The sequence below is a fragment of the Apibacter sp. B3935 genome (genome assembly GCF_009827705.1).
Lineage (GTDB): Bacteria > Bacteroidota > Bacteroidia > Flavobacteriales > Weeksellaceae > Apibacter.
The window spans coordinates 673,309-695,408 of the sequence record NZ_WINL01000001.1 but is presented as its reverse complement, the minus strand read 5'-3'; the positions used below and the strand labels follow the sequence as shown (position 1 = coordinate 695,408).

Genomic DNA, 22,100 nt, shown 5'->3' with positions numbered 1-22,100 from the left:
TGATAGGCTACAGGTGTAAAGGCAGTGATGTCATAGCCGAGTAGTACTAATTACCCGGAGATTTCGTCCAAAATAAAAAAATAAAAGTTAATAGAATTGGCCGTAAGAGTTTACAAAATTATATAAAATCCCATTAAGATATTTAGGGTGGTTATAGCGGTAGGGCTCACCTGTTCCCATTTCGAACACAGAAGTTAAGCCTACTTGCGCTGATGGTACTGCAAACGCGGGAGAGTAGGTAGCCGCCGGTTTTTTAAAAGAGAAAGCTTTGTATAGGATTATACAAGGCTTTTTTTGTTTTGTATTGAAGTGGTTTTTTTGGTTGGTGGAATTTTAAACTTATAAACTTTTAATTTAGCTAAACTTATAAGCTAACTCTCATAATTTTATATCAGACCTTTACTGTCTATGATGATATTTACTATACATATTCTTCTACGTTATTAGAAACAATCTCAATCCCGATAGGACCTTCTTATTTAAAAATAGTAAATCTAAATAGCTTTTGAAATCATATAGTTTAGAAAAATAGGTTTTATTAATTTTATTTCTTTTATAACTCTTTTTTGATGGATTTTTTCTTTTGATTCTTCGGAGAGAACAATATTTTAAAAAAATATCTAATATTTAGTTTTTTCTTATCTTAAAATTTAACTTATTTATAAATTTATCTACTAAATATATTCTTGTGACTATTAGATCATTACATTTTTATTATTTTAAAAACTAGAATCTCCTACACTTTTTTTTGGATTAATTATTGCTCTTAGAATAAAAAATTTTATGAAATGTTTCATATAAACTAAAAGTTTAAAAAATGGTAATTTCGAAGGGAATAAATGATTCTAAATACTATGATACATTTTTTACTTCATATATATTTATTGATAGTTGACTTATATCGTTAAACAATTAGAATTTATTTATATAATAATTAAAAACAAATTAAATACATATAGTTAAATTATGAATAAAAATATATTAAAGTTTTTATTGGTTATTTTAGTAGGAGTTATTCTTTGGTTCGTACCTGTGCCGGATGGTCTTGATGTTAAAGCTTGGCATTTGGCATCAATTTTTATCGCAACGGTTTTAGGATTGATTCTTTCTCCGTTTCCTTTGGGAGCAATGGCAATCTTTAGTATGACCACGGTAGTTGCTCTAGATTTAATTCCGATTAAAAGCGCCTTAAAAGGATTTGGAGATACAACAATCTGGATGATAGCTTGTGCTTTTTTTATTTCAAGAGGATTTATTAAAACAGGCTTTGGAAGAAGAGTAGGATATCTTTTCATTAGTAAATTAGGAAACAGTTCCTTAGGTTTATCTTATGGTTTGGTTATGACCGATTTAATTTTTGCGCCGGCAATGCCATCCACATCTGCACGTTGTGGCGGAATAATAACCCCTTTATTTTTATCTATATCAAATGCCTATGATTCTACTCCAGAAAAAGGAACTCAGAATAAGATCGGGGCATTTTTAGTACAATGTATATTTCAATGTAATGCAATTACATGTGCCATGTTTTTAACTTCGATGGCAGGCAACCCTATGATAGCAAAATTTGTTGAGAATATGGGATATACCATCTCATGGACTGATTGGGCAAAGGCCGCAATTGTTCCCGGCTTGTTATCTTTACTTGTAATTCCATATGTATTATATAAATTTTATCCACCTGAATTAAAACATACCCCCGAAATGAAAGCTATTGCAAAAGAAAAGCTTAAAGAGATGGGTAAAATGACTACTAAGGAGTGGATTGTTCTAGGTGTATTTTCTTATTTAGTAATTTTTTGGGTATTAGGTTCATTTCTTAAAATAGATGCGACATTTACAGCTTTTGTAGGATTATGTATTTTATTATTAACTCGTGCTTTAGATTGGAATGATGTAATTAGTGAAAAAGAAGCATGGCATACAATTATATGGTTTGCGATACTAATGACCTTAGCTTCTCAATTGAATACCTTAGGATTTATTCCTTGGTTTGGAAATTATGTAGCTGAATCTGTGAAAGGATTACCTTGGTTACCGATGTTATTTATACTTTTATTAGTATATTATTATGTACACTATCTTATGGCAAGTGCTATAGCACATATCAGTGCGATGTACGTTATATTTGTTTCCATATCGATAGCTGCAGGGGCTCCACCAATGTTAGCAATATTATTATTTGCATTTTTCAGTAATTTAAATATGTCAATTACACATTATTCAAGCGGACCGGCTCCTATTTTGTTCGGTTGCGGATATATACCATTGGCAAAATGGTGGAAGATCGGATTTTTTATGAGTTTAGTTATTTTGGCCATTTGGCTACTAGTGGGAACCGCTTGGTGGAAAGCGATAGGATTGTTTTAAAAATAATTATATAAAAAAAGGTTTTCTAATTTAGAAAACCTTTTTTATTTTACTTTACAATTTTCATTTCATCTATAAGCCTTTGGGCTCCTGCATATTTATCGATTATAAATAATATATAACGAATATCAACCATAATGTTTCTGCAAATAGAAGGATCATAATTAATATCGCTCATAGTGCCTTCCCAAACTCTGTCAAAATTAAGTCCTACCAAATTACCATGTGCATCAAAGGCGGGACTTCCTGAATTGCCCCCCGTAGTATGATTGGTTGCAATATAATTTACTATGATATCTCCATTTTGTGAATAAGGTCCGAAATTTTTTTGATTGTACAAGGTAATTAATTTTTTAGGTAAATTAAATTCATAATCATCAGGAATATATTTTTCAATAACACCCGATAATGTTGTAAAAGGTTTATAATAAACTCCATCTTTTGGTGTATATCCGTCTATTTTACCATAAGTAACTCTTAAAGTAGAATTTGCATCAGGAAAGAATTTTTTTGAAGGAAAACTCTTTAATTGAGCATTCATATAGTTTCTTTGCAGGCTGTCATTTTTTTTATCAAAATCATCATGAAATGGTAAAATTTTTCTTCTGTACATTTCAATATAAGGAGTAATAAAGTTTAGTACTGCATCATCTTTTAATTTATACTTTATATTTTCCTTAGAATCGGAAGATAATATTGATATAAGATCTCCTTTTTTACGAGTTATATATGAATTTTTCCATAAATCGGTTAGGTAAATATTGCACGAAGATTCTTTTTCAAAATCTTCATGACCGGCTACTTGAAATCTTGGCTCAATATTCATACTGTACATGGAAAGCATTTTTGAAGAAACTTTCTTGTCTAATTCCGAATCATAATTTTTATAAATTGAACTCACATTTTTTATTATTCTTAATTTAATTTTTTCAAAGTCTTGATCAGAAGCATTAAGAAGATTGGATACTATATATGCCATACGAAAAGTTTCAGAATTCGAATAGAAAACTTCATTAAAATAAGTGTAAGCTTTATTATATCCACTATTATTTTTATATAAATCATTTAATGCATTTACTAAAGACAGATTTTTATTTTTAGTATCAAGATTTATTTGACTTTCTTCTACCAATTGATTTTCATACTCTTTTCTTTTTTCGATAGCATTTGATTTAAGTAACCCTTGATTTTCGCCGATCCATTTTTTCCATCCGTTAGCGATAGATGCATATTTTGCCGCATATTTTATTTTTATTTCTTTATTTGCACGCATCGCATGATCTAAAATTTTTAAAGATTCATTACGTAAAGAAATTCTTGATGGATTGGTTATTTCCAATAGTTGTTCAATAGCAGATGCCGGTAAATATTCTTGAGTTCTCCCGGGAAATCCGTATACAAATGAAAAGTCATTTTCTTTTTTCTCTTTAATTGAAATAGGCAAATAATACTTGGGGGTATAAGGAATATTATCTTTAGAATATTTTGCCGGATGATTATTTTTATCTGCATAAATCCTAAATAGGGAAAAATCTCCGGTATGCCTAGGCCACATCCAGTTGTCGGTATCTGATCCGTATTTTCCAATAGAAGATGGAGGAGCTCCCACTAATCGGATATCTTCGTAAGTTTCTGTAATAAAAGCATAATATTGATTACCGTTGTAAAAAGGCAAGATGGCAATGTCATGATAGTACTCTTTTTTAATGGTTGAACTAATTTTATTAATATTATTTTTAATAATAATGTTTCTTTGTTGTTCAGTAAAATTATCGCTTATACCCAATAATATTTGAGAAGTTACATCTATAATATCAACAATAAAAGTTGCTTTTAAGCCTTCGTTCGGTTTTTCTTCTTCATAGTTAGAAGCCCAAAATCCATGGGTTAACAGGTCATTGGTAACTGTAGAGTGTGATTGTATGCTAAAGTAACCGCAATGATGGTTAGTAAGTAATAATCCCTTAGGTGAAATAACTTCAGAAGTACAGCCTCCTCCGAAATGAGCAACCGCATCTTTTATGCTTGGATTATGGGTATTAAATATTTGTTTTGGAGATATTTTCAAACCCATTTCCTTCATTTCTTTTTCATTGAGCTGATTAGGTATCCACATACCCCCACCCGTTTGAGAGATTAAAAATGAAGCATTAAAAAAACAGGTTAATAAAAAAGATTTTAGCGTAATTTTTTTCATTGATATTATAATTAGTTTTTCAAAAATATAAATTTATTAATAATATAATAACATAAAAAAGTTAGAATGCATATTTAAAAGAAAAATTAATTAGCTTTGTGTAACTAATAAAAGTTAAGATTTTAACACATAAGTAATGATTAATGTTATGATTCGCATATAAATTGTAACCAGTAAAATAGACTAAATAGTGGTATGGACGAAATAGACTTAAAAAAAGAAGAAGAAGAAATAGTCAAACGTTACAAAGATATGCTTCGTAACACCTACAGAGATTTGACTACAGAAGATAAATCTCTGATTAGAAAAGCTTTTGAAGTTGCAAAAGAGGCCCATAAGGATCAAAGGAGAAAAACCGGAGAACCTTATATATATCACCCTTTAGCCGTAGCTAAAATTGTTGCTGATGAAATAGGCTTAGGAGCAACAAGCATAGCATGCGCTTTACTGCATGATGTTGTGGAAGATACTCAGTATACCATTGAAGATATTTCCAATTTATTTAACCCTAAAGTAGCTAAAATTATAGATGGACTTACCAAAATATCCAACATAGACCATCAAAATCTTTCGTTACAATCCGAGAACTATAGAAAGTTGTTACTTACCTTGTCTGAAGATGTTAGAGTTATTTTAATTAAGATAGCTGACAGACTTCATAATATGAGGACTTTAGACAGCATGAAAAGTTCTAAACAGAAAAAAATTGCTGCTGAAACCACCTATATATATGCTCCTTTAGCTCATAGAATGGGGCTATATACCATAAAATCTGAGCTTGAAGATTTGAGCTTAAAATATACCGACCCGGAATCTTATTCTTTAATCGTTAAAAAACTTGAGGAAACAGAAAAAGACCGTCAACGATATATTGAAGAGTTTTCAAGGATTATGCAAGAAAGCTTAAATGCCGAAGGTTTGAATTTTACTATTAAAGGACGACATAAATCCGTTTTTTCAATTTATAAAAAAATGAAAAAACAAGATGTTTCCTTTGAGGAAGTTTTTGATTTATTTGCTATTAGAATTATATATAAATCTGATTATAAAAATGAAAAATTCCTGGCTTGGAAAATTTATTCCATAGTTACGGATAAATTTATGCCTAATCCCAGCAGAATGAGGGATTGGATTACAACTCCCAGATCCACGGGATATGAAAGTTTGCATGTTACCGTCATTGGTCCGGAATCTAAATGGGTGGAAGTACAAATCCGATCGGAGAGAATGGATGAATTGGCTGAAAAAGGTATTGCCGCTCACTATAAATATAAAGAAGGATATAAGGGAAGAGAAGATAATCAAATAGAAAATTGGATATCTCAAGTCAGAGAAATGTTGGAAAACTTGGGAACGGCCTCTACAAAGGAATTATTAGATGATTTTAAATTAAACTTATACACAAAGGACATTTTTGTCTTTACTCCTAAAGGAGATTTAAAAGTACTTTCTGCAGGAGCAACGGCTCTAGATTTTGCTTATTCCGTGCATTCCGGTATCGGAGATCATTGTTTAGGAGCTAAAGTGAATAATAAATTGGTGCCGTTAAGTTATAAGTTATCAAGTGGAGATCAGGTGGAAATACTGACGTCCAATGTTCAAAAACCTAAAGCAGATTGGTTGGATTTTGTCGCCACTTCAAAAGCAAAATCAAGGATCAAAGCGGCATTGAATTCGGAAAAAAGAACATATACAGAAGAAGGTAAAGAATTATTAATTCGTAAGTTACGGCATTTAAAAATTAATTTTTCAGAAGAAGAATTAAATTCCATTCAAAAATTTTTCGGAGCAAAAACCAGTCACGATGTTTTTTATCAAGTAGCTACCGGTGTCATCGATAGTAAAGCACTAAAAAAATATAGAGATAGTAAAGGAGTTTTAACGAACTTATTATCCAAATTAAGAAAAAAAACCTCTATAATCACTGAAAATAATTTTCTAGAACCTAAAGAGGAGGAAAATTATGATATGATTGTTTTTGGAGACGATGAAGAAAAACTAAACTATCAATTAGCGCAATGCTGTAATCCAATTCCGGGTGATAATATTTTTGGATTTGTAACGATAAACAGTGGTATAAAAGTTCATAAAGAAAGCTGTTCCAATGCTATTGATATGCGAGCTAATTATGATTACAGAGTAATTCCGGCTAAATGGGTAAGTAGTTCAAGCAGGGATTTTCTGATAGAAGTTTCATTACAAGGAATTGACAGAAACGGTATTTTTAATGATATAACCACTCTTATTTCTAATAAATTTAAAATTAGTATAAAAAAAATAAATATTAATTCCGAAGATGGAATATTTTACGGAAATTTAATATTATTTGTAAAAAATACTCTTCAATTAGAACAAATTATAGAAGAGTTGCATAATATTGAAGGTATAACCAATGTTAAAAGATCTGAGATAAAAAAATAATTTATTATATAGTTCCTTTGTTATAATTTTGAGTATAATTTATAATTCTATTAAAAAAGTTTTTTTAATATAATATAGATTTAAGGTAATCTCAGCGAAGAAATTAATTATAAACTAGAAAAAACACTTTTTGTTTATCTCAAAGTTGAAAGAAACAATTATAAGATAATTAAAAATTGTTGAGCAATAAGATGGAAGTTGTTTGTTCTACTCAACTAAAATAAACAAAGTGTGAATTTTAATCTTTTTCATTGAGTAAATCTTGATAAGCAATTTTTAAAGCCTCCTTTTCTTGTTTATTTACCTCCGGATATTTCGGGTTCATAGATTTTAATGTTTCATTTATGATGTAAGCCATTATCAATTGCCCGTAAGATTTATTATCAAAAGGAACAATAAACCAGGGACAATTTTCAGTGGATGTTTTTTCAAAAGCCATAGCGAAAGCTTTTTGATATTCATTCCAAAATTTACGTTCTTTTAAATCAGAAGCTGAAAATTTCCAATTTTTTTCTTTTTCATTAATTCTTTTAATAAATCTTTTTTTCTGTTCGTCTTTACTTATATTGAGGAAAAATTTAATAATTCGAGTACCATTGTTAAACATACGATTTTCAAAATTTTTAATTTCCTCATATCTTTTTTCGAAAAAAACATCATTAATATCTTTGACAGAATTTATAGTAGGAATTTTTTCATTTAAAATAAATTCAGGATGTACTTTGCAAACTAATACGTTTTCATAATGAGAACGATTAAATATTTCTATTTTTCCACGTTCGGGCATTTTGATAATATGTCTCCATAAATAATCATGTTCATATTCTAAAGAAGAAGGTGTTTTAAAAGATGATACATTTACTCCTTGAGGATTTACTCCCGTCATGATTGCTCGTATGGAACTGTCTTTTCCGGCAGCATCAATTCCTTGTAAAATAATTAATAAAGATTGTTTGTTTTCAGCATTTAAAATATTTTGATAATAATCTATATTTTTAATTATTTTCTTTATCTCTTTTTTATTTTTTTTGAAATTTTCAGGTGATTGAGTAGTATAATTTTTAAGGTTTACTGATTTTCCTTCTAACACACGGAAATCATCTATGGTAATTTTCATAATATATTATATTTTAATTGTTTTTTATATTAATTGTTTAAACGAACAAAATAAACTAATTTTTTTATAAAATAGAATGTTATAAATAATTTGTAAATTTATTCTGATGTGTAGATGTGAAAATATTGTACCAAAGTATATTTTTATATTCTTATTTTTTTCTAAAAAATATATATCAGAATTTATAAAAGTATTACACACGAATGATCACATGTATAGGTAAAAATGTGTATAAAATAGGAAGTATAAAAAATATGATTTACTAACTAAGAAAAAACAATGCGAATATTAGTTCCTATGTATAAGCCCATTAGAGAACTGGCCCCTCCAACGGTTTTTAAATTACTCTTATACATGGAAATTTGTAAATAGCCCGAAGAATTAAATATAGCAAAAGCTTTTCCATGATATTTTTTGTCCTCAGAATCTGTCCCAAGTATATCGGTATATTTAGATTTAATTTCAGTGAATTGAACGTTTCTGGCAAAAATTATAAAGTCCTTTTTTTTTCCAAATTGGTGAAATTGTTCTTTACTAATGTTGGTTATTGCATTACCGAAATTATCTACATGAATAACCATTCCTGTTAACGAATTATCTTCGCTTTTTTCGACCGGTTTGGGTTGAGTTAATTCTTTATAAGAATTTATTTTTCTACCTATTAATTCTATTTTTCCGCCTCTGGCAAGATGACAGGCCACAGGAATGAAAAGATCTTTAGTTAAAAAATGAAGATCATCGTATTTATTAATCGTGATTTCATATACTTGATCGGGAATATATTCTTCAGCGATTAAAGAAAGAATGCCGTTATCATTGCATATAAAAAAATGACCGTTAATTTCTGCAGCTAAAGATTTTACAAATGGAGAAGGCAACGCGTCGATACCAATTATATGAATGGTTCCTTTAGGAAAATTTTTGTATGAATTTTGAATAATATAAGCAGTTTGAATTAAATCAAAAGGCATAATTTGATGTGAGATATCAACGACTATAATATCCGAAATTTGGCTGTATATAGCACCTTTAAGAGCAGCCACATGGTAATCGTCTAAACCAAAATCGGTAGTGAGTGTTATTATTCCCATTTTTTATTATCCTACACAAAGTTATTGCTTATTTTTGTTATGTAAAATTAAAAAAGGAGTTAAAATTTGAATCAAATACGAATTACTTTAGAAGGGGTGGATTTAAAAACTTTCTATGGTGAATATAATCAAAACTTTAATCTGTTGATTAATCATTTTCCCAAATTAAAAATTATAGGAAGGGATCGGGTAGTGTCGGCAGCAGGAAATGATGCGGATTTAACTTTGTTTAATAATAAAGTTAAAGAAATAACAGAATATATAAACAGATATAATAAGTTAAATGATATCGCTCTGGAGGGAATACTCTCTAATGGAGAAAAGCAGAATGAACTTAGAGCCGAATCTGAGGATATTATTGTTCACGGAATAGGAGGAAAACTTATTAGGGCTAAAACAGAAAATCTTAAAAAGCTGGTAAAAGCAGTTGAAAACAATGATATGGTATTTGCCATTGGTCCGGCAGGAACAGGTAAAACCTATACTAGCGTTGCTTTAGCTGTAAAAGCTTTAAAAGATAAACAAGTAAAAAGAATTGTGCTTACTCGCCCGGCTGTGGAAGCAGGGGAAAGTTTAGGATTTTTACCCGGTGATTTAAAAGATAAATTAGATCCCTATCTTCAGCCTTTGTATGATGCATTACGAGATATGATCAGTCATGAAAAACTGGCTTCTTATATTGAAAAAGGAGTCGTACAAATTGCTCCTTTGGCATTTATGAGAGGTCGAACATTAGATGAAGCCTTTGTAATTTTAGATGAAGCTCAAAATACGACCCATTTGCAAATGAAAATGTTTTTAACGCGTATGGGGGCTAATGCGAAGTTTATTATTACAGGAGATCCCGGGCAAATAGATTTGCCTAAACATCAGAAATCCGGATTAAAAGAAGCTGTTCATCTTTTAAAAAGAGTTAAGGGAATAGGTTTTGTGCAATTGACAGAAATTGATGTGGTAAGACATAAATTAGTAAGAAAAATATTAGAAGCCTATCATAAACAAGAAGAGATTGAAGAATAGTTTTTCATTTTCTTTTCTAAAACAAAAGATCTTATTGAAAAATAAAATCCTTATTAATTTACTTATTTATAAGTTTTAATAAGAAACAGATTAATAAAAATTAATCCTTCATACTATAAACAAATAGATATATTTTCGAATTTTTTAAAAATAAATTGAATAATCAGTAATAAAAAGATAAAGTAAAAAGAATTACTTTATAAATCAGATTTTAAATTTATCCTTAACAATTTGAACCATTTTATTATAGGTTTCTTCTTTGCTTAAATGAGTGTTATCGATAAGAATGGCGTCTGCTGCCTGAGTTAGTGGTGACACCGATCTGCTGCCATCAATGTAATCTCGTTGCTTAAGATTTTCTTGAACTTCTTCTAAAGAAATGTTTTTGTGTTGATTTTTATATTCAGTGAATCTTCGTTTAGCTCTTTCTTCTATACTGGCAGTAATAAAAAATTTTAAATCGGCATTTGGAAATACGACCGTTCCAATATCTCTACCATCCATAACAATCCCGCCGTTTTTTCCTATATTTCTCTGTTGTTTTACTAAATATTCTCTTACTTCAGGTATTTTTGCCACCCATGAAACATGTTCAGATATGTCAAAAGCACGAATTCTATTTTCAACATTTTTTCCATTAAGATAAATTTCATTGGTATTGGAATCAGAGTTTAGCTTAAAGTCCAAATGAATATCATTTAAATGGGTTAATAAAGCTAGCTCATCTATAGTATTATTTTTATAAAAATTTTCAATAGCATATAAAGTTCCGGCTCTATACATAGCACCGGTGTCTATATGAATCCATCCAAATTCTTTGGCTAACATTTTTGCATAGGAGCTTTTACCGGTGGAAGAATAACCATCTATGGCAATTATAGGTTTTATTTTGTTGTTTTTCATGTTATTACCAGTCATAACGAGGGGCAAACATATTTTCCAAGTCTATACGTAGTCCAAATGTATTGGTGTTTCCCGCAGCATTATATCGCCCCCAAGCGTAATCAAAGCGAAAATATGAAATTTTCACACCAAAACCAAGAGTTAAACCGGCAAATGAACGTTGATCTTCGATCGCCAATTCATTACCTCTCTTAAAATTATATCCGGCTCTGAGGTTGAATCCTGACTCGGGAAATAGTTCGGCACCTAACGAAATATGATCTATAATTTTTCTTCCTCCATTGATCTTTTCTCCCTTTTTATTAGTTGGAGATGAAATATCAAATTTTTGTAAGTCATGTAAGGTAAGAGTTAATTCCATCGGTAATTTTTCGAATCGTTGCGAGATTCCTAAATTTGCTTGAATGGGTAATTTTTCTCTTCTATCATTATAATAAGTTAATTGTCCTCCAAAATTTCTAACCACAGCAGAAACGGTAGTATAGTAGTCAATATCGTGAAATACCAACCCAAGATCAGCCAAAAGAGCGGAAGAAGTATAACTTTCAATTTTACTGGTAACATAAGATAAATTTCCGCCCACCGTAAAGAAATCAGAGATATTATAGGCATAACCTAAAGTTACTGCTGCGTCTTTTGCTGTAAATTTTCCGGTTACATTTCCAATTTCATCGGCGGCCTTAAGATCTCCATAATCTACATATCTTCCATGAAGGGAAAAAAAGTGCTTACTTTCTTTGGGATTATATACATAGGAAACAGCACCCAATTTGACATCTGCTAAATATGAGGAATAATTTATTCCCGCTTGGTTATGCATTTTATCGTTCATCATTGCCGGATTGAACATAGCCATATTAGGATCATTGTCCCAAGAAGAATTAGCATTACCTCCTAAAGCTGCTTGACGGGCAGATACGGTCATATTCATAAAAGTATATATTTCTTGCCCGTTTTGAGAATAGACAATGGAGTATAAACTAATGAATATAATTAGTATAAATTTATGCAATAGACGCATTATAGTAAAAATTACAAGAAAATAAATCAGGTACGCTTGATGGTACTTTTTTGTAATTATAAACTATGAATCTGTCAATTTATTGTATGGGGCTACTAATAACCTAAAAGATCTAAAATTTGCTTATAATTTTGTTCCTCTCGAAATACCTCATAAGTAAATTCGCCGTCTTTATTTTTATTTATCAAAATATGCTTTGGCTGAGGAACTAGACAATGGTGCACGCCTCCGAACCCGCTAATGGCATCTTGATAAGCTCCTGTATTGAAAAAACCTATATATAAAGGTTTTTCTTCACTGAAAATAGGAAGATAAATGGCATTAACGTGCTGTTCAGAATTGTAGTAATCATCGCTATCACAAGTAAGACCTCCTAAGAAAACCCGTTCATAGGAATCTTCCCAACGATTGATAGGAAGCATGGTAAAACGACGAGAAATAGCCCAAGAATCAGGTAATGTAGTCATAAAAGAACTGTCAATCATATCCCATTTTTCTCGATCATTTTGTCTTTTTTGACTTAAGATTTTGTAAACAATTCCTCCACTTTCTCCAACAGTGAATGAACCAAATTCGGTATATAAAGTAGGTTCTTCTACTCCTTCTTCTTCACAGAATTTTTTTATTTGGTAAGTAATCTCATTGACCATATAATAATAGTCGTAATCAAAATTCAAGGAATTTTTTATAGGAAAACCTCCTCCTATATTAAGCGAATCCACTTCGGGTGCGATTTTTTTCAATCGAGCATAAACTCGCAAACATTTATAAAGTTCGTTCCAATAATAGGAAGTATCTTTAATCCCCGTGTTGATAAAGAAATGCAACATCTTTAAACGAGCAAATGGATGATTTTGGATTTTTTGAGCATAAAAAGGAACAATATCTTTATATCCGATTCCCAAACGAGAAGTATAAAACTCAAATTTAGGTTCTTCCTCAGAAGCAATTCGAATACCTATATTAAAATTAGTATCTATGCTGTCGGAAAGCCGATCGATTTCTCTGAAATTATCCAATACAGGTAATATGTTAGAAAATCCGCCGTTAATCATTTCCGAAATAATTTTTAAATATTCATCGGTTTTGAATCCGTTGCAAACAACTTCTATATTTTTATCGACAATTCCTTTATCGTATAATCTTCGTATAATTTCCATGTCGTTTGAAAAAGAAGTTTCCAAACTAATTTTATTTTTTAAAGCTTCTTCAACCACGAATGAAAAATGACTTGATTTCGTACAATAACAATATCTATATTCATTATTGTAATTATTTTCCTTAAAAGCCTTTTTAAACCATTTTTTGGTTTGTTGTATGTTTTGCGATATTTTAGGTAAATAATTGAACTTAAAAGGAGTTCCGAATTTTTCAATTAAGTCCATTAAAGGGATGTCATGAAATAATAAATTTCCGTTATCAACCTTAAATTCGGGCTGTGGAAAATCAAAAGTTTGTTGAATTAAATCGTGATACTTTATTTTCATTTTAAATAGTGGAAAAAAATCAGATTACAAATATCTATAAATTTACTAGTTAATAAATGCTTTTTTAAAAAAATTAATAATTTTTTCCATCAAATATTAGATTTTAAAAATATTTTAACAATTTTAAGTTATCATTTATCAAATTCAGAAAATATTTTTTTATTGAGAATAATTATAAAAAACTGTTTATTAGCTCTTCATGCAAAACACCTTCACAAATTTGTCGAACTTCTCCGGTCATTCTTATTTGCCAATGATCATCAATTTCTATTTTAAGTTCACCTCCGGGCATTTTAATGGTTACTTTATTATTTATTAACCCTTTTTTTCTTAATACACTGGCTACTGCACAAGACGAACTTCCTGAGGCTAAGGTGAAACCGGCCCCTCTTTCCCAAATTAATATTTGAACTTCATCTCTATTCAGTACTTTTGCAAATTGAACATTTATACGGTTAGGAAATTTAGAAAATGTTTCAATTTTAGGTCCATATTTTTTTATTTCTTCACTATCTAGATTTTCTTTAAGAATCACACAATGTGGATTTCCTACAGAAACACAATTGATTAGAAACTCTTGATCATCGATAGTAATACGTTCATCTTGCACTTCTTCCGAATTAAAGGAAGTGGGTATTTGTTTTGAATCAAAAAAGGCATGACCCATATCTACTGTTATTAAAGCAGCCCTCTCATTTAAAGTTTTTTGTATGGTTGCACGAACTTTTCCTCCTTTGGTTTCTACTGTAAATTCCTTTTGAGGAATAATTTTATAATCGTATACATACTTGCAAAAAATTCGTAATCCATTTCCGCTTTTTTCTGCTTCGGAACCATCCGGATTAAAAATTTTCAGACCTATGTCAGCCGTTTCTGACTTTGTTTTTACTAATATTCCATCAGAACCTATTCCGAAGTTTACGTTACAGATTTTTTGAATGGCTTTTTCAGTTAAAGGAAAAGTAATAGCATCTTCATTGATTACTATGTATTCGTTACCCAAACCTTGGGATTTAATAAAAGAGTTTTTTTCCATCAGAACGGATTTTTTTTAATTAATAAGATGGTATTTGAGCATAAATATAAAATTTATTTTAATTCATGTTCTAAATTTTTACTTTTTAAATTTTTGATTGTGCTGTAGAGGTGACTATTGATTTAAAATTAAATTAAAGCCCTTTACATAAAAGCATCAATTGAATTCTTATTTACTAATTTTCGGAGTAAGAAATAAAGCAGAGAAATATATTATGATTGTTTAATCCACTTGAAAATTTCTTTTATAGTTACTTTTTTTCCATACATAAGTATACCAATCCTATAAATTTTACTTGCAATAAAAACCATTACTAATACCGATCCGACCATGGTAATAATTGATATTGCCAATTGCCAACCCGGAATACCATAAAAGGATCGGGTAACCATAGCCATGGGAGAGGTAAAAGGAATAATACTTAACCAAAAAGCCACAGGTCCTTCCGGATTGTTTATGATACTTATGCATCCATAAGCTCCTAAAAGTAAGGGGATTACAATTATTGGAATAAATTGTTGAGTTTCTGTATCATTATCCACAGCTGCTCCAATGGCTGCAAAAAAAGAACTGTAAAATAAATATCCCGTAAAAAAGAAGAAAAGAAAAACGAAAATAATTAACGGATAATTAAGATTGAAAAGGGCATTAATAGTGTCGCTAATTTGAATTTGCATTTCTTGATTAAGAATATTTCGTAAATCATTTTGTTGAATGGAAAGTGTTAATTCATGCCCTAATATCAGTTTACCCATACTAAGAAGGAGCAGGGTCATTCCAATCCATATACAAAATTGAGTTAAAGCAATTAACGTTGTACCCAATATTTTTCCCATCATTAATTCAAAAGGTTTAACGGATGAAATAATTATTTCAACCACCCTGTTATTTTTTTCTTCCATAATGCTTCTCATTACACGTGTTCCGTAAATAATAAAAAACATAAGATTTATATACATTAATGACAAAGAAAGAATTTCTTTAATTAAGTGGTTATCCTCAGATTTGCCTTCTTTAACATTAGTAATTTGTAAAGATATTTTGGAATTAATTTTATCTATATCGGATTGATTTATTCCTAATAATTTTCTTCTTTTTTCTTCAATTTTTTTATTGATGGTTTCTTCTAATGAATAGAGAAGATTTTTGTTCAGATTTTTGTTTGTATAAAGTTGGATATGATCTTGTAAATTATTTAAGAGAGAATCTTTGGTTTTGGGTATATACAAGATAGCATCTAATGAGTTACTTTGTGCTAACGAATCTTTTAAAGCTTGTAAATCATTATCTGTATAAAAATTAAAGATATTTTTTTCATTACTCTTGAAATCAGGATAAAATTCATGGGTTGAATCAATGATGGCAATACGTGAATTGCTTTCATTAATTTTAATCATAAAACCAATGATTGCTACGGCTAGGATTACTAATATCGGAGCAAAAAAAGTAATAAGAACAAAAGATTTTTTTCTTGCCTGAGTAAGAAATTCTCTTCTCATTACCAAAAAGATATTTCTCATAGATTTTTTGAATTTACAGCATTAATAAAAACTTCATTCATACTGGGTATTTCTTCATAAAAAGAAAGGATTGTTCCTTTAGATGAAAGTTCTGATAAAAGGGATTTTGAGCTCTCCCGGTCGGTTAGCTTAATTGAAAATGAATACTCATTATCCATTTTTATTAAATTTTCGATCGGATGATTAGATAGTAGATGTTCAATATCATGGGATTGTATATCAGTAATCCTGATATTAAATTTTCCTTGTTTAAATTTATGTCTAATATCTTTAACCGAACCATCTAAAATTTTTTTTGAATTATGGATAAGAGCAACGTAATCACAGAGTTCCTCAACAGATTCCATTCGATGAGATGAAAATAAAATAGTAGTCCCTTTTTCTTTTAGCTCTAGAATTTCATCTCTTATAAGATTGGCATTTACCGGATCAAATCCGCTGAAAGGCTCGTCAAAAATTAATAATTCGGGATTATGCAATACAGTAACTACAAATTGAATTTTTTGAGCCATACCTTTAGATAATTCACTCAATTTTTTATTCCACCATTTTTCAATTTTTAGTTTATCAAACCAATATTCTAAACGCGACTTGGCTTCCGTTTTATTCATGCCTTTGAGCTGGGCTAAATAAATTGCCTGTTCGCCAATTTTCATGTTTTTATACAGTCCTCTTTCTTCCGGCATATAACCTATATGTGAAATATGTTTGGGTTGTAGAGGCTCTCCATTAAAATAAATTGTACCGCTGTCCGGCTTAGTGATTTGATTAATGATTCTTATAAACGTAGTTTTTCCGGCACCGTTCGGACCTAAAATTCCATAGATACTGCCTTTAGGAATTTTTATGTTGAAGTTATCTAAGGCAATTTTGTCTTCATAAGTTCGGGTAACATTTTCAGCTACAATAAAATAATCCATTTTTGAGTTGTATTATTTATTCAATCACAAATAGCAAATGTACTATTTTTATAGAAATTTGTTTATGTTAAATACTTTATATTTGCCCCTAAAATAAAGTATGATTAAGTTTTAATTTTAAACTTAGTTGTAATACACTTTTATTTGACTATATGAAGAATTTTCCGGTTTATATTTTTTTGTTTTTTCAAATATTTATGTTCTCTCAGAATTTAGAGATGAAATATTATCTACCGGATCATCCTCATTCCCGTGTTTATAAAATTTTAAAAATGGTTAAAAAGAACGAAAAAATTAACCATCCTAACCATTTAAATTCTTATAATTATTTTTTATATACTAAATTCTATATTGATGATTTTAGTAATGTTATGCATAGTATGAATAGTGATTCATCTGAGATTGCTAAGTTAGAGAAAAAGGAATATATATTTTTAGGAGAGCGGGTGATGAAATGCAGATATGACAGAAGATACGGAAAAAAAAATATAATTTTAGCCGATCAGGTTTCGGGTTTTAAAAAAACTTTTTATGAGTTGTTTTCTGAACCTTTTTTTCAAGAAGAATTTCCTAATCTTTTCAAGAATAAATTCAATTCCTATAATTTTAAATTAATTGACAGTATTGTAATCGATACTAAAAAAAATTACATTATTTCATTCGGATCCAAGAAAAACTTGTTAGTAAAAGGGAGTAGGGGAACATTGTATATTGACGCTAAAAGTTTTGCAGTAGTTAAATATTCAGGTGAGGAATATAACTCAAATTATACTCGTTATTTTGAATATCAATGGAAATCGTTCAAAGGAATATGGTATTTAAAGTCTAAAACCAATAAAATAAGAATAAGTACCATTGATATTACCAAATTTTTGACAAATTCCAACAAGGAACAAAAATTTTTGTTTTCTCCCTGGATAGTTATCCAGATGACAACGTCTCATTTTACATCTAAGTCTTTTACAAGAAAAGATTTTAGAGGGTATGAATATGAATTGGAAAAAAATTTTAATACGAATACGGAATCTAAAATTAAAAACTTTCGTAAAACTCCTTTAACGCAACGAGAAAAGAATACCTATGCAAATTCCAGCTTTTTCAATGCGTTACCCATTGAAAAAAATGTTCGTCTTTTGAATTCGGTAAAAAATTGGAAATTACCTTTAGGTAAAGTGGATTTAAATGTATTGAATTTGATGAATTATAATGATTATGAAGGATTTAGGTTTCAGTTAGGAGGAAAAACCAATTACAAGTTTAGTAAAAATATATCCATACTCGGATATCTTGCCTTCGGGACGAAAAATACCAACATTAAAGGTGCGTTGGGAATGGATTTTAATGTCAACAAAAAAAATAATGGAAAAATAAAGCTTTTAGGATACTCTGATGTAAATCCGTTTTCTAAAACTATTGATAGATTTCCTAATCGTGAGGAACAAATAAAGGACGAATTAAATTACATTCAAAATTCAATTTTTTATACTTACAGAGGAGGAAAGCTCGCTTATGAACAAGATATAGTAAAGAAAGTTACTGCTTCGGTGGAAGCGAATTATGAAGTTCAAAAATCGGATTATGAATATTCATTTAAATCTTATACGCCTTCTCATAAATATACGTTATTTTCAACTTCTTTACATCTTAAATACGCACCATTTGCTAAATACCTGATTACTCCGGAAGGAAAAATGACGGTAGAAGATAAGCCCGTTTATTTTTATTTTGATTATACCAAAGGGTGGAAAACTTTAGGAGCTGATTTCAACTATGATCGCTTTGACTTAGCTGCTCATATATCTGTTACTAATCCAATAGGGGAGAGTTCCTTAGTTATGAATTCCGGATATATTTTCGGAAAAACGGTTTTATGGAATAATTATGGAAGTTTTGGTAATGCGAAAGTAGGGAAATCAATAGGAAATAGATTTTCAATGAAAGGCTATCGATCACTGGAAACCTTAGCACCCGGAGAGTTTTATGCGGATAAATATGTGGCTTTTTTCTTAACTCATTCTTTTAAAGACATAAATTTTATAGGAAACAGTAAGTTGCAATTTTCTTTAGTTTATAATGGATTACTAGGAAATATGAATCATAAAGAAATCCATAAATTAACTTCTTTTTCAGTTCCCGACAACTATTATCAAGAAGTTGGAATGGAGCTTAATAAGCTAATTTACTATTTTGGATTGGGAATTTATTATAGAATGGGAGCCTATCACCTTCCTACTTTCGATAAAAATTTATTTCTTAAATTAACTTTTAGTCTCTTTTAAATAGCATATTTCTTTAGATTTAATTATAAAATGCTATTTTTGTGTAGTTAATTTTATCATAATATCCAAATGAAAAGCTATATTTTTTTATTACTTTTTTTTATATGTATTTCTTTTAAAGCCCAGCAAATCATTACTAAAGTAGATTCAGCTACCGGGGGAAAGCTGATTATTAATGCTGATGAAGAAATATTGAAAATGGTTAGTGAAGATGAATTATGCAAAAAATTTGGAGACACCACGCGAGAATCTAAACCTATTTCTTCCACCGATAAAAAACCGGTGAATAGGCCTGTTTCTCCTGAAAACATTTGTGGCAGACGTAACGATATACCCGGTTTTATGATTAAAGTTGGAGAAGCTAAAACAGAGAAGGAAATTAATACGTTGACTACAGAATTTAGAAAGTTATTCCCTGAGTTACGGGTTGAAAAAAGTTATTTACGTCCTGATTGGAGACTTTTGGCCGGAGATTATTTTAAGAGAGAATCAGCAAAATCTGATTTAAAAAGAATTAAAAGGAATTTTCCTTCCGCCTTATTAGTTAATTGGAGAATTTATTGTAACCGGGCAAAATAATTTTTTTATTAAAAAAATATAAAACGAAAAGGGCTTATTAATTAAGCCCTTTTGTATTTTAAATTATATTTCTTTTCCTTCTTGATCGTAATATTCAAAGAGGAAATCATTATAAGGAAATCGTTGTGTATGGATATCTTTAACTTGATTATAAATAATTTTCTTCAATTCTTCATAATTTTCTTTAGTTAAAGCAGAAATAAAAACACTAGGATATTTGGATTTAGCCATCCATGTTTTTTTCCAATCGTCTAACGAATAATTTCTTTTGGTAACCGGTGTTAGATCATCTTCATCTTTTCTTTCATAAGAAAAATTATCAATTTTATTAAATACCATTATTGTTGGTTTATCTGCAGAACCTATTTCAGCCAATATGGTATTTACGGAATTAATATGATCTTCAAAGCTGGGATGAGAAATATCAACCACATGAATCAAAAGATCAGCCTCTCTTACTTCATCTAACGTTGATTTAAACGACTCTACCAGCTGAGTAGGTAATTTTCTTATAAAGCCGACTGTATCAGTTAGTAAAAAAGGAAGATTACCTATTACAACTTTTCTTACAGTTGTGTCTAGTGTTGCAAATAATTTATTTTCGGCAAAAACTTCTGATTTACTCAACACATTCATTAAGGTAGATTTTCCTACATTAGTATATCCAACCAAAGCTACTCTAACTAATTTTCCTCGATTGTTTCGTTGAGTTGACATTTGCTTATCAATAGATTTTAATTTTTCTTTAAGCAAGGATATTCTGTCTCTGATAATACGGCGGTCGGTTTCAATTTCAGTTTCTCCCGGCCCTCTCAATCCAATCCCTCCTTTTTGACGTTCCAGGTGAGTCCACATACGAGTTAAGCGAGGAAGAAGGTATTCATATTGAGCAAGTTCCACTTGTGTTCTGGCATAAGATGTTTCTGCTCGTTGAGCAAAAATATCTAATATAAGATTTGTACGGTCAATAATTTTCCTGTCTAATTCATTTTCTATATTTTTAAGTTGAGAAGGAGTCAATTCATCATCGAAAATAATTGTATCGATTTCATGTTCTTTAGCATAACTATTAATTTCTTCCAACTTTCCTTTTCCTACAAACGTTCTTGAATGTGGCTGATCTAGCTTTTGCGTAAATCTTTTATAAACTACAGCTCCGGCTGTATTTGCCAAAAACTCCAATTCATCCATGTATTCATTTAACTTTTCTTCATCTTGGTTTTGAGTAATCAATCCGATTAGAATAGCTTTTTCATATAATGCTTCTTTTTTTTCTAACATATAAAATTAATCTGCTTTAAACTCGATTTATTTATCAAATGTATTGTTTTTTAATAATGTGTAATACTATTAAATTTTATAAGGTATGTGTAATTACTGCATAATGTGATTTATCATAACAGATATCTTTCAATAATTATACAATTTTTTTAATTCTGTATTTTTACTGAATAGTACAATAGGTCCTAAGAGAAATTTTTTCTAATTAGTTATTAAATATAAAAGTAAATTGAAAAAAACATGTTTACAATCAACTAATGATTAACAGGATGAAATGAGCAAGTAAGAATATGATCATTAACCACTCCAACTGCCTGTAAAAATGCATAAATAATAGTGGTACCCACAAATTTAAATCCACGCTTTTTTAAATCTTTTGAAATACTATCGGAAAGTTGAGTTGAAGCGGGAACTTGTTTAATGGTCTCCCAGTGGTTGCAAATAGGTGTGTGGTTGACAAAGTTCCATAAATAATTGCTAAAACTTCCGAATTCATTTTGCACGTCCATATACTTTTGAGCATTGATTGTGGCAGCTTTAATTTTCAATTTATTTCTAATAACACCTTCATTGAGAAGTAAACGATCCATTTTTTCCTGAGTATATTGTGAAATTTTTTTATAATCAAAATTGTCAAAAGCTTCACGAATACTCTCTCTTTTTTTTAATACCGTAATCCAACTAAGACCGGCTTGAAATCCTTCAAGTAAAAGAAATTCAAATAGTAATCGGTCATCATATACCGGTTTGCCCCATTCCTCATCATGATATTTTTTGTAAATGTCATCAGATCCTACCCATTCGCATCGAATTATTTCTCTTTCCATACTAATTTATATTAATGTAAGATGCAAATAT

At 29.8% G+C, this 22,100-nt stretch carries 16 protein-coding genes and 1 rRNA gene; 6 read left to right on the top strand and 11 right to left on the bottom strand.

What is annotated here, in order from left to right:
• Positions 1 to 143: 143 nt before the first annotated feature.
• Positions 144 to 251: ribosomal RNA gene (rrf, locus tag GFV00_RS02930) — 5S ribosomal RNA — on the top strand.
• A 715-nt stretch (positions 252 to 966) separates the two neighbouring features.
• Positions 967 to 2,370: an anion permease gene (locus GFV00_RS02925; RefSeq protein WP_160542395.1), complete on the top strand. Its 1,404-nt coding sequence runs from the start codon at positions 967 to 969 to the stop codon at positions 2,368 to 2,370.
• Between the two features lie 49 nt (positions 2,371 to 2,419).
• Here GFV00_RS02925 and GFV00_RS02920 read toward each other — a convergent pair whose 3' ends face one another.
• Positions 2,420 to 4,567, bottom strand: coding sequence for a S46 family peptidase (locus GFV00_RS02920; protein WP_160556237.1), 2,148 nt, complete (start codon positions 4,565 to 4,567; stop codon positions 2,420 to 2,422).
• Positions 4,568 to 4,762: 195 nt separating this feature from the next.
• Here GFV00_RS02920 and GFV00_RS02915 point away from each other — a divergent pair, with 195 nt between their 5' ends.
• A complete protein-coding gene (locus GFV00_RS02915) occupies positions 4,763 to 6,988 on the top strand; it encodes a bifunctional (p)ppGpp synthetase/guanosine-3',5'-bis(diphosphate) 3'-pyrophosphohydrolase (protein WP_160556239.1) in 2,226 nt (741 codons plus the stop codon).
• 238 nt (positions 6,989 to 7,226) lie between these two features.
• On the opposite strand, the gene GFV00_RS02910 is transcribed toward GFV00_RS02915, so the two are convergent.
• Positions 7,227 to 8,105, bottom strand: coding sequence for a PPK2 family polyphosphate kinase (locus GFV00_RS02910; RefSeq protein ID WP_160556241.1), 879 nt, complete (start codon positions 8,103 to 8,105; stop codon positions 7,227 to 7,229).
• Between the two features lie 266 nt (positions 8,106 to 8,371).
• The gene (locus GFV00_RS02905) at positions 8,372 to 9,196 is read right to left on the bottom strand and encodes an S-adenosyl-l-methionine hydroxide adenosyltransferase family protein (protein WP_160556243.1); all 825 of its coding nucleotides are present in this window, start codon (positions 9,194 to 9,196) and stop codon (positions 8,372 to 8,374) included.
• Positions 9,197 to 9,262: 66 nt separating this feature from the next.
• On the opposite strand from GFV00_RS02905, the gene GFV00_RS02900 reads away from it, so the two are divergent.
• Positions 9,263 to 10,216, top strand: coding sequence for a PhoH family protein (locus tag GFV00_RS02900; RefSeq protein ID WP_160556244.1), 954 nt, complete (start codon positions 9,263 to 9,265; stop codon positions 10,214 to 10,216).
• 204 nt (positions 10,217 to 10,420) lie between these two features.
• Here the strand turns inward: GFV00_RS02900 and cmk are convergent, their stop codons facing one another.
• The 6 genes from cmk to GFV00_RS02870 all read right to left on the bottom strand — a co-directional run bounded on the left by cmk (position 10,421) and on the right by GFV00_RS02870 (position 17,103).
• Positions 10,421 to 11,119 (bottom strand): (d)CMP kinase, encoded by a 699-nt coding sequence (gene cmk, locus GFV00_RS02895; protein ID WP_160556246.1) that lies wholly within the window; start codon positions 11,117 to 11,119, stop codon positions 10,421 to 10,423.
• Between the two features lie 4 nt (positions 11,120 to 11,123).
• Positions 11,124 to 12,140: a type IX secretion system protein PorQ gene (porQ, locus tag GFV00_RS02890; protein ID WP_160556248.1), complete on the bottom strand. Its 1,017-nt coding sequence runs from the start codon at positions 12,138 to 12,140 to the stop codon at positions 11,124 to 11,126.
• Between the two features lie 95 nt (positions 12,141 to 12,235).
• Positions 12,236 to 13,627: an arginine decarboxylase gene (locus GFV00_RS02885; protein WP_160542388.1), complete on the bottom strand. Its 1,392-nt coding sequence runs from the start codon at positions 13,625 to 13,627 to the stop codon at positions 12,236 to 12,238.
• Between the two features lie 172 nt (positions 13,628 to 13,799).
• Entirely contained in the window at positions 13,800 to 14,663 is an 864-nt protein-coding gene (gene dapF, locus GFV00_RS02880) for a diaminopimelate epimerase (protein WP_160556250.1), read from the bottom strand.
• A 212-nt stretch (positions 14,664 to 14,875) separates the two neighbouring features.
• Positions 14,876 to 16,183 carry an ABC transporter permease gene (locus tag GFV00_RS02875; RefSeq protein ID WP_160556252.1) on the bottom strand — a complete coding sequence of 436 codons (1,308 nt, stop codon included), beginning with the start codon at positions 16,181 to 16,183 and terminating at the stop codon, positions 14,876 to 14,878.
• Positions 16,180 to 17,103 carry an ABC transporter ATP-binding protein gene (locus GFV00_RS02870; RefSeq protein WP_160542385.1) on the bottom strand — a complete coding sequence of 308 codons (924 nt, stop codon included), beginning with the start codon at positions 17,101 to 17,103 and terminating at the stop codon, positions 16,180 to 16,182. Before GFV00_RS02870 ends, GFV00_RS02875 begins: the two co-directional genes overlap by 4 nt.
• A 197-nt stretch (positions 17,104 to 17,300) precedes the next feature.
• Here GFV00_RS02870 and GFV00_RS02865 point away from each other — a divergent pair, with 197 nt between their 5' ends.
• Entirely contained in the window at positions 17,301 to 19,382 is a 2,082-nt protein-coding gene (locus tag GFV00_RS02865; RefSeq protein ID WP_160556254.1) for a DUF5686 family protein, read from the top strand.
• 69 nt (positions 19,383 to 19,451) lie between these two features.
• Complete coding sequence (locus tag GFV00_RS02860) at positions 19,452 to 19,961, top strand: SPOR domain-containing protein (protein ID WP_160542383.1); 510 nt, start codon at positions 19,452 to 19,454, stop codon at positions 19,959 to 19,961.
• Between the two features lie 63 nt (positions 19,962 to 20,024).
• On the opposite strand, the gene hflX is transcribed toward GFV00_RS02860, so the two are convergent.
• Entirely contained in the window at positions 20,025 to 21,242 is a 1,218-nt protein-coding gene (gene hflX, locus GFV00_RS02855) for a GTPase HflX (RefSeq protein ID WP_160556256.1), read from the bottom strand.
• A 254-nt stretch (positions 21,243 to 21,496) separates the two neighbouring features.
• On the bottom strand, positions 21,497 to 22,069 hold the full coding sequence (locus GFV00_RS02850; RefSeq protein ID WP_160556258.1) for a DNA-3-methyladenine glycosylase I: 573 nt from the start codon (positions 22,067 to 22,069) through the stop codon (positions 21,497 to 21,499).
• Between the last annotated feature and the right edge of the window lie 31 nt (positions 22,070 to 22,100).

Excerpts from the sequence above, each read along its gene's own strand:
- cmk (WP_160556246.1), bottom strand. The coding sequence starts at position 11,119 with ATGAAAAACAACAAAATAAAACCTATAATTGCCATAGATGGTTATTCT.
- GFV00_RS02875 (WP_160556252.1), bottom strand. The coding sequence starts at position 16,183 with ATGAGAAATATCTTTTTGGTAATGAGAAGAGAATTTCTTACTCAGGCA.
- GFV00_RS02850 (WP_160556258.1), bottom strand. The coding sequence starts at position 22,069 with ATGGAAAGAGAAATAATTCGATGCGAATGGGTAGGATCTGATGACATT.
- GFV00_RS02925 (WP_160542395.1), top strand. The coding sequence starts at position 967 with ATGAATAAAAATATATTAAAGTTTTTATTGGTTATTTTAGTAGGAGTT.
- GFV00_RS02920 (WP_160556237.1), bottom strand. The coding sequence starts at position 4,567 with ATGAAAAAAATTACGCTAAAATCTTTTTTATTAACCTGTTTTTTTAAT.
- GFV00_RS02915 (WP_160556239.1), top strand. The coding sequence starts at position 4,763 with ATGGACGAAATAGACTTAAAAAAAGAAGAAGAAGAAATAGTCAAACGT.
- GFV00_RS02870 (WP_160542385.1), bottom strand. The coding sequence starts at position 17,103 with ATGGATTATTTTATTGTAGCTGAAAATGTTACCCGAACTTATGAAGAC.
- GFV00_RS02865 (WP_160556254.1), top strand. The coding sequence starts at position 17,301 with ATGTTCTCTCAGAATTTAGAGATGAAATATTATCTACCGGATCATCCT.
- GFV00_RS02905 (WP_160556243.1), bottom strand. The coding sequence starts at position 9,196 with ATGGGAATAATAACACTCACTACCGATTTTGGTTTAGACGATTACCAT.
- GFV00_RS02885 (WP_160542388.1), bottom strand. The coding sequence starts at position 13,627 with ATGAAAATAAAGTATCACGATTTAATTCAACAAACTTTTGATTTTCCA.
- GFV00_RS02910 (WP_160556241.1), bottom strand. The coding sequence starts at position 8,105 with ATGAAAATTACCATAGATGATTTCCGTGTGTTAGAAGGAAAATCAGTA.
- GFV00_RS02860 (WP_160542383.1), top strand. The coding sequence starts at position 19,452 with ATGAAAAGCTATATTTTTTTATTACTTTTTTTTATATGTATTTCTTTT.
- porQ (WP_160556248.1), bottom strand. The coding sequence starts at position 12,140 with ATGCGTCTATTGCATAAATTTATACTAATTATATTCATTAGTTTATAC.
- dapF (WP_160556250.1), bottom strand. The coding sequence starts at position 14,663 with ATGGAAAAAAACTCTTTTATTAAATCCCAAGGTTTGGGTAACGAATAC.
- hflX (WP_160556256.1), bottom strand. The coding sequence starts at position 21,242 with ATGTTAGAAAAAAAAGAAGCATTATATGAAAAAGCTATTCTAATCGGA.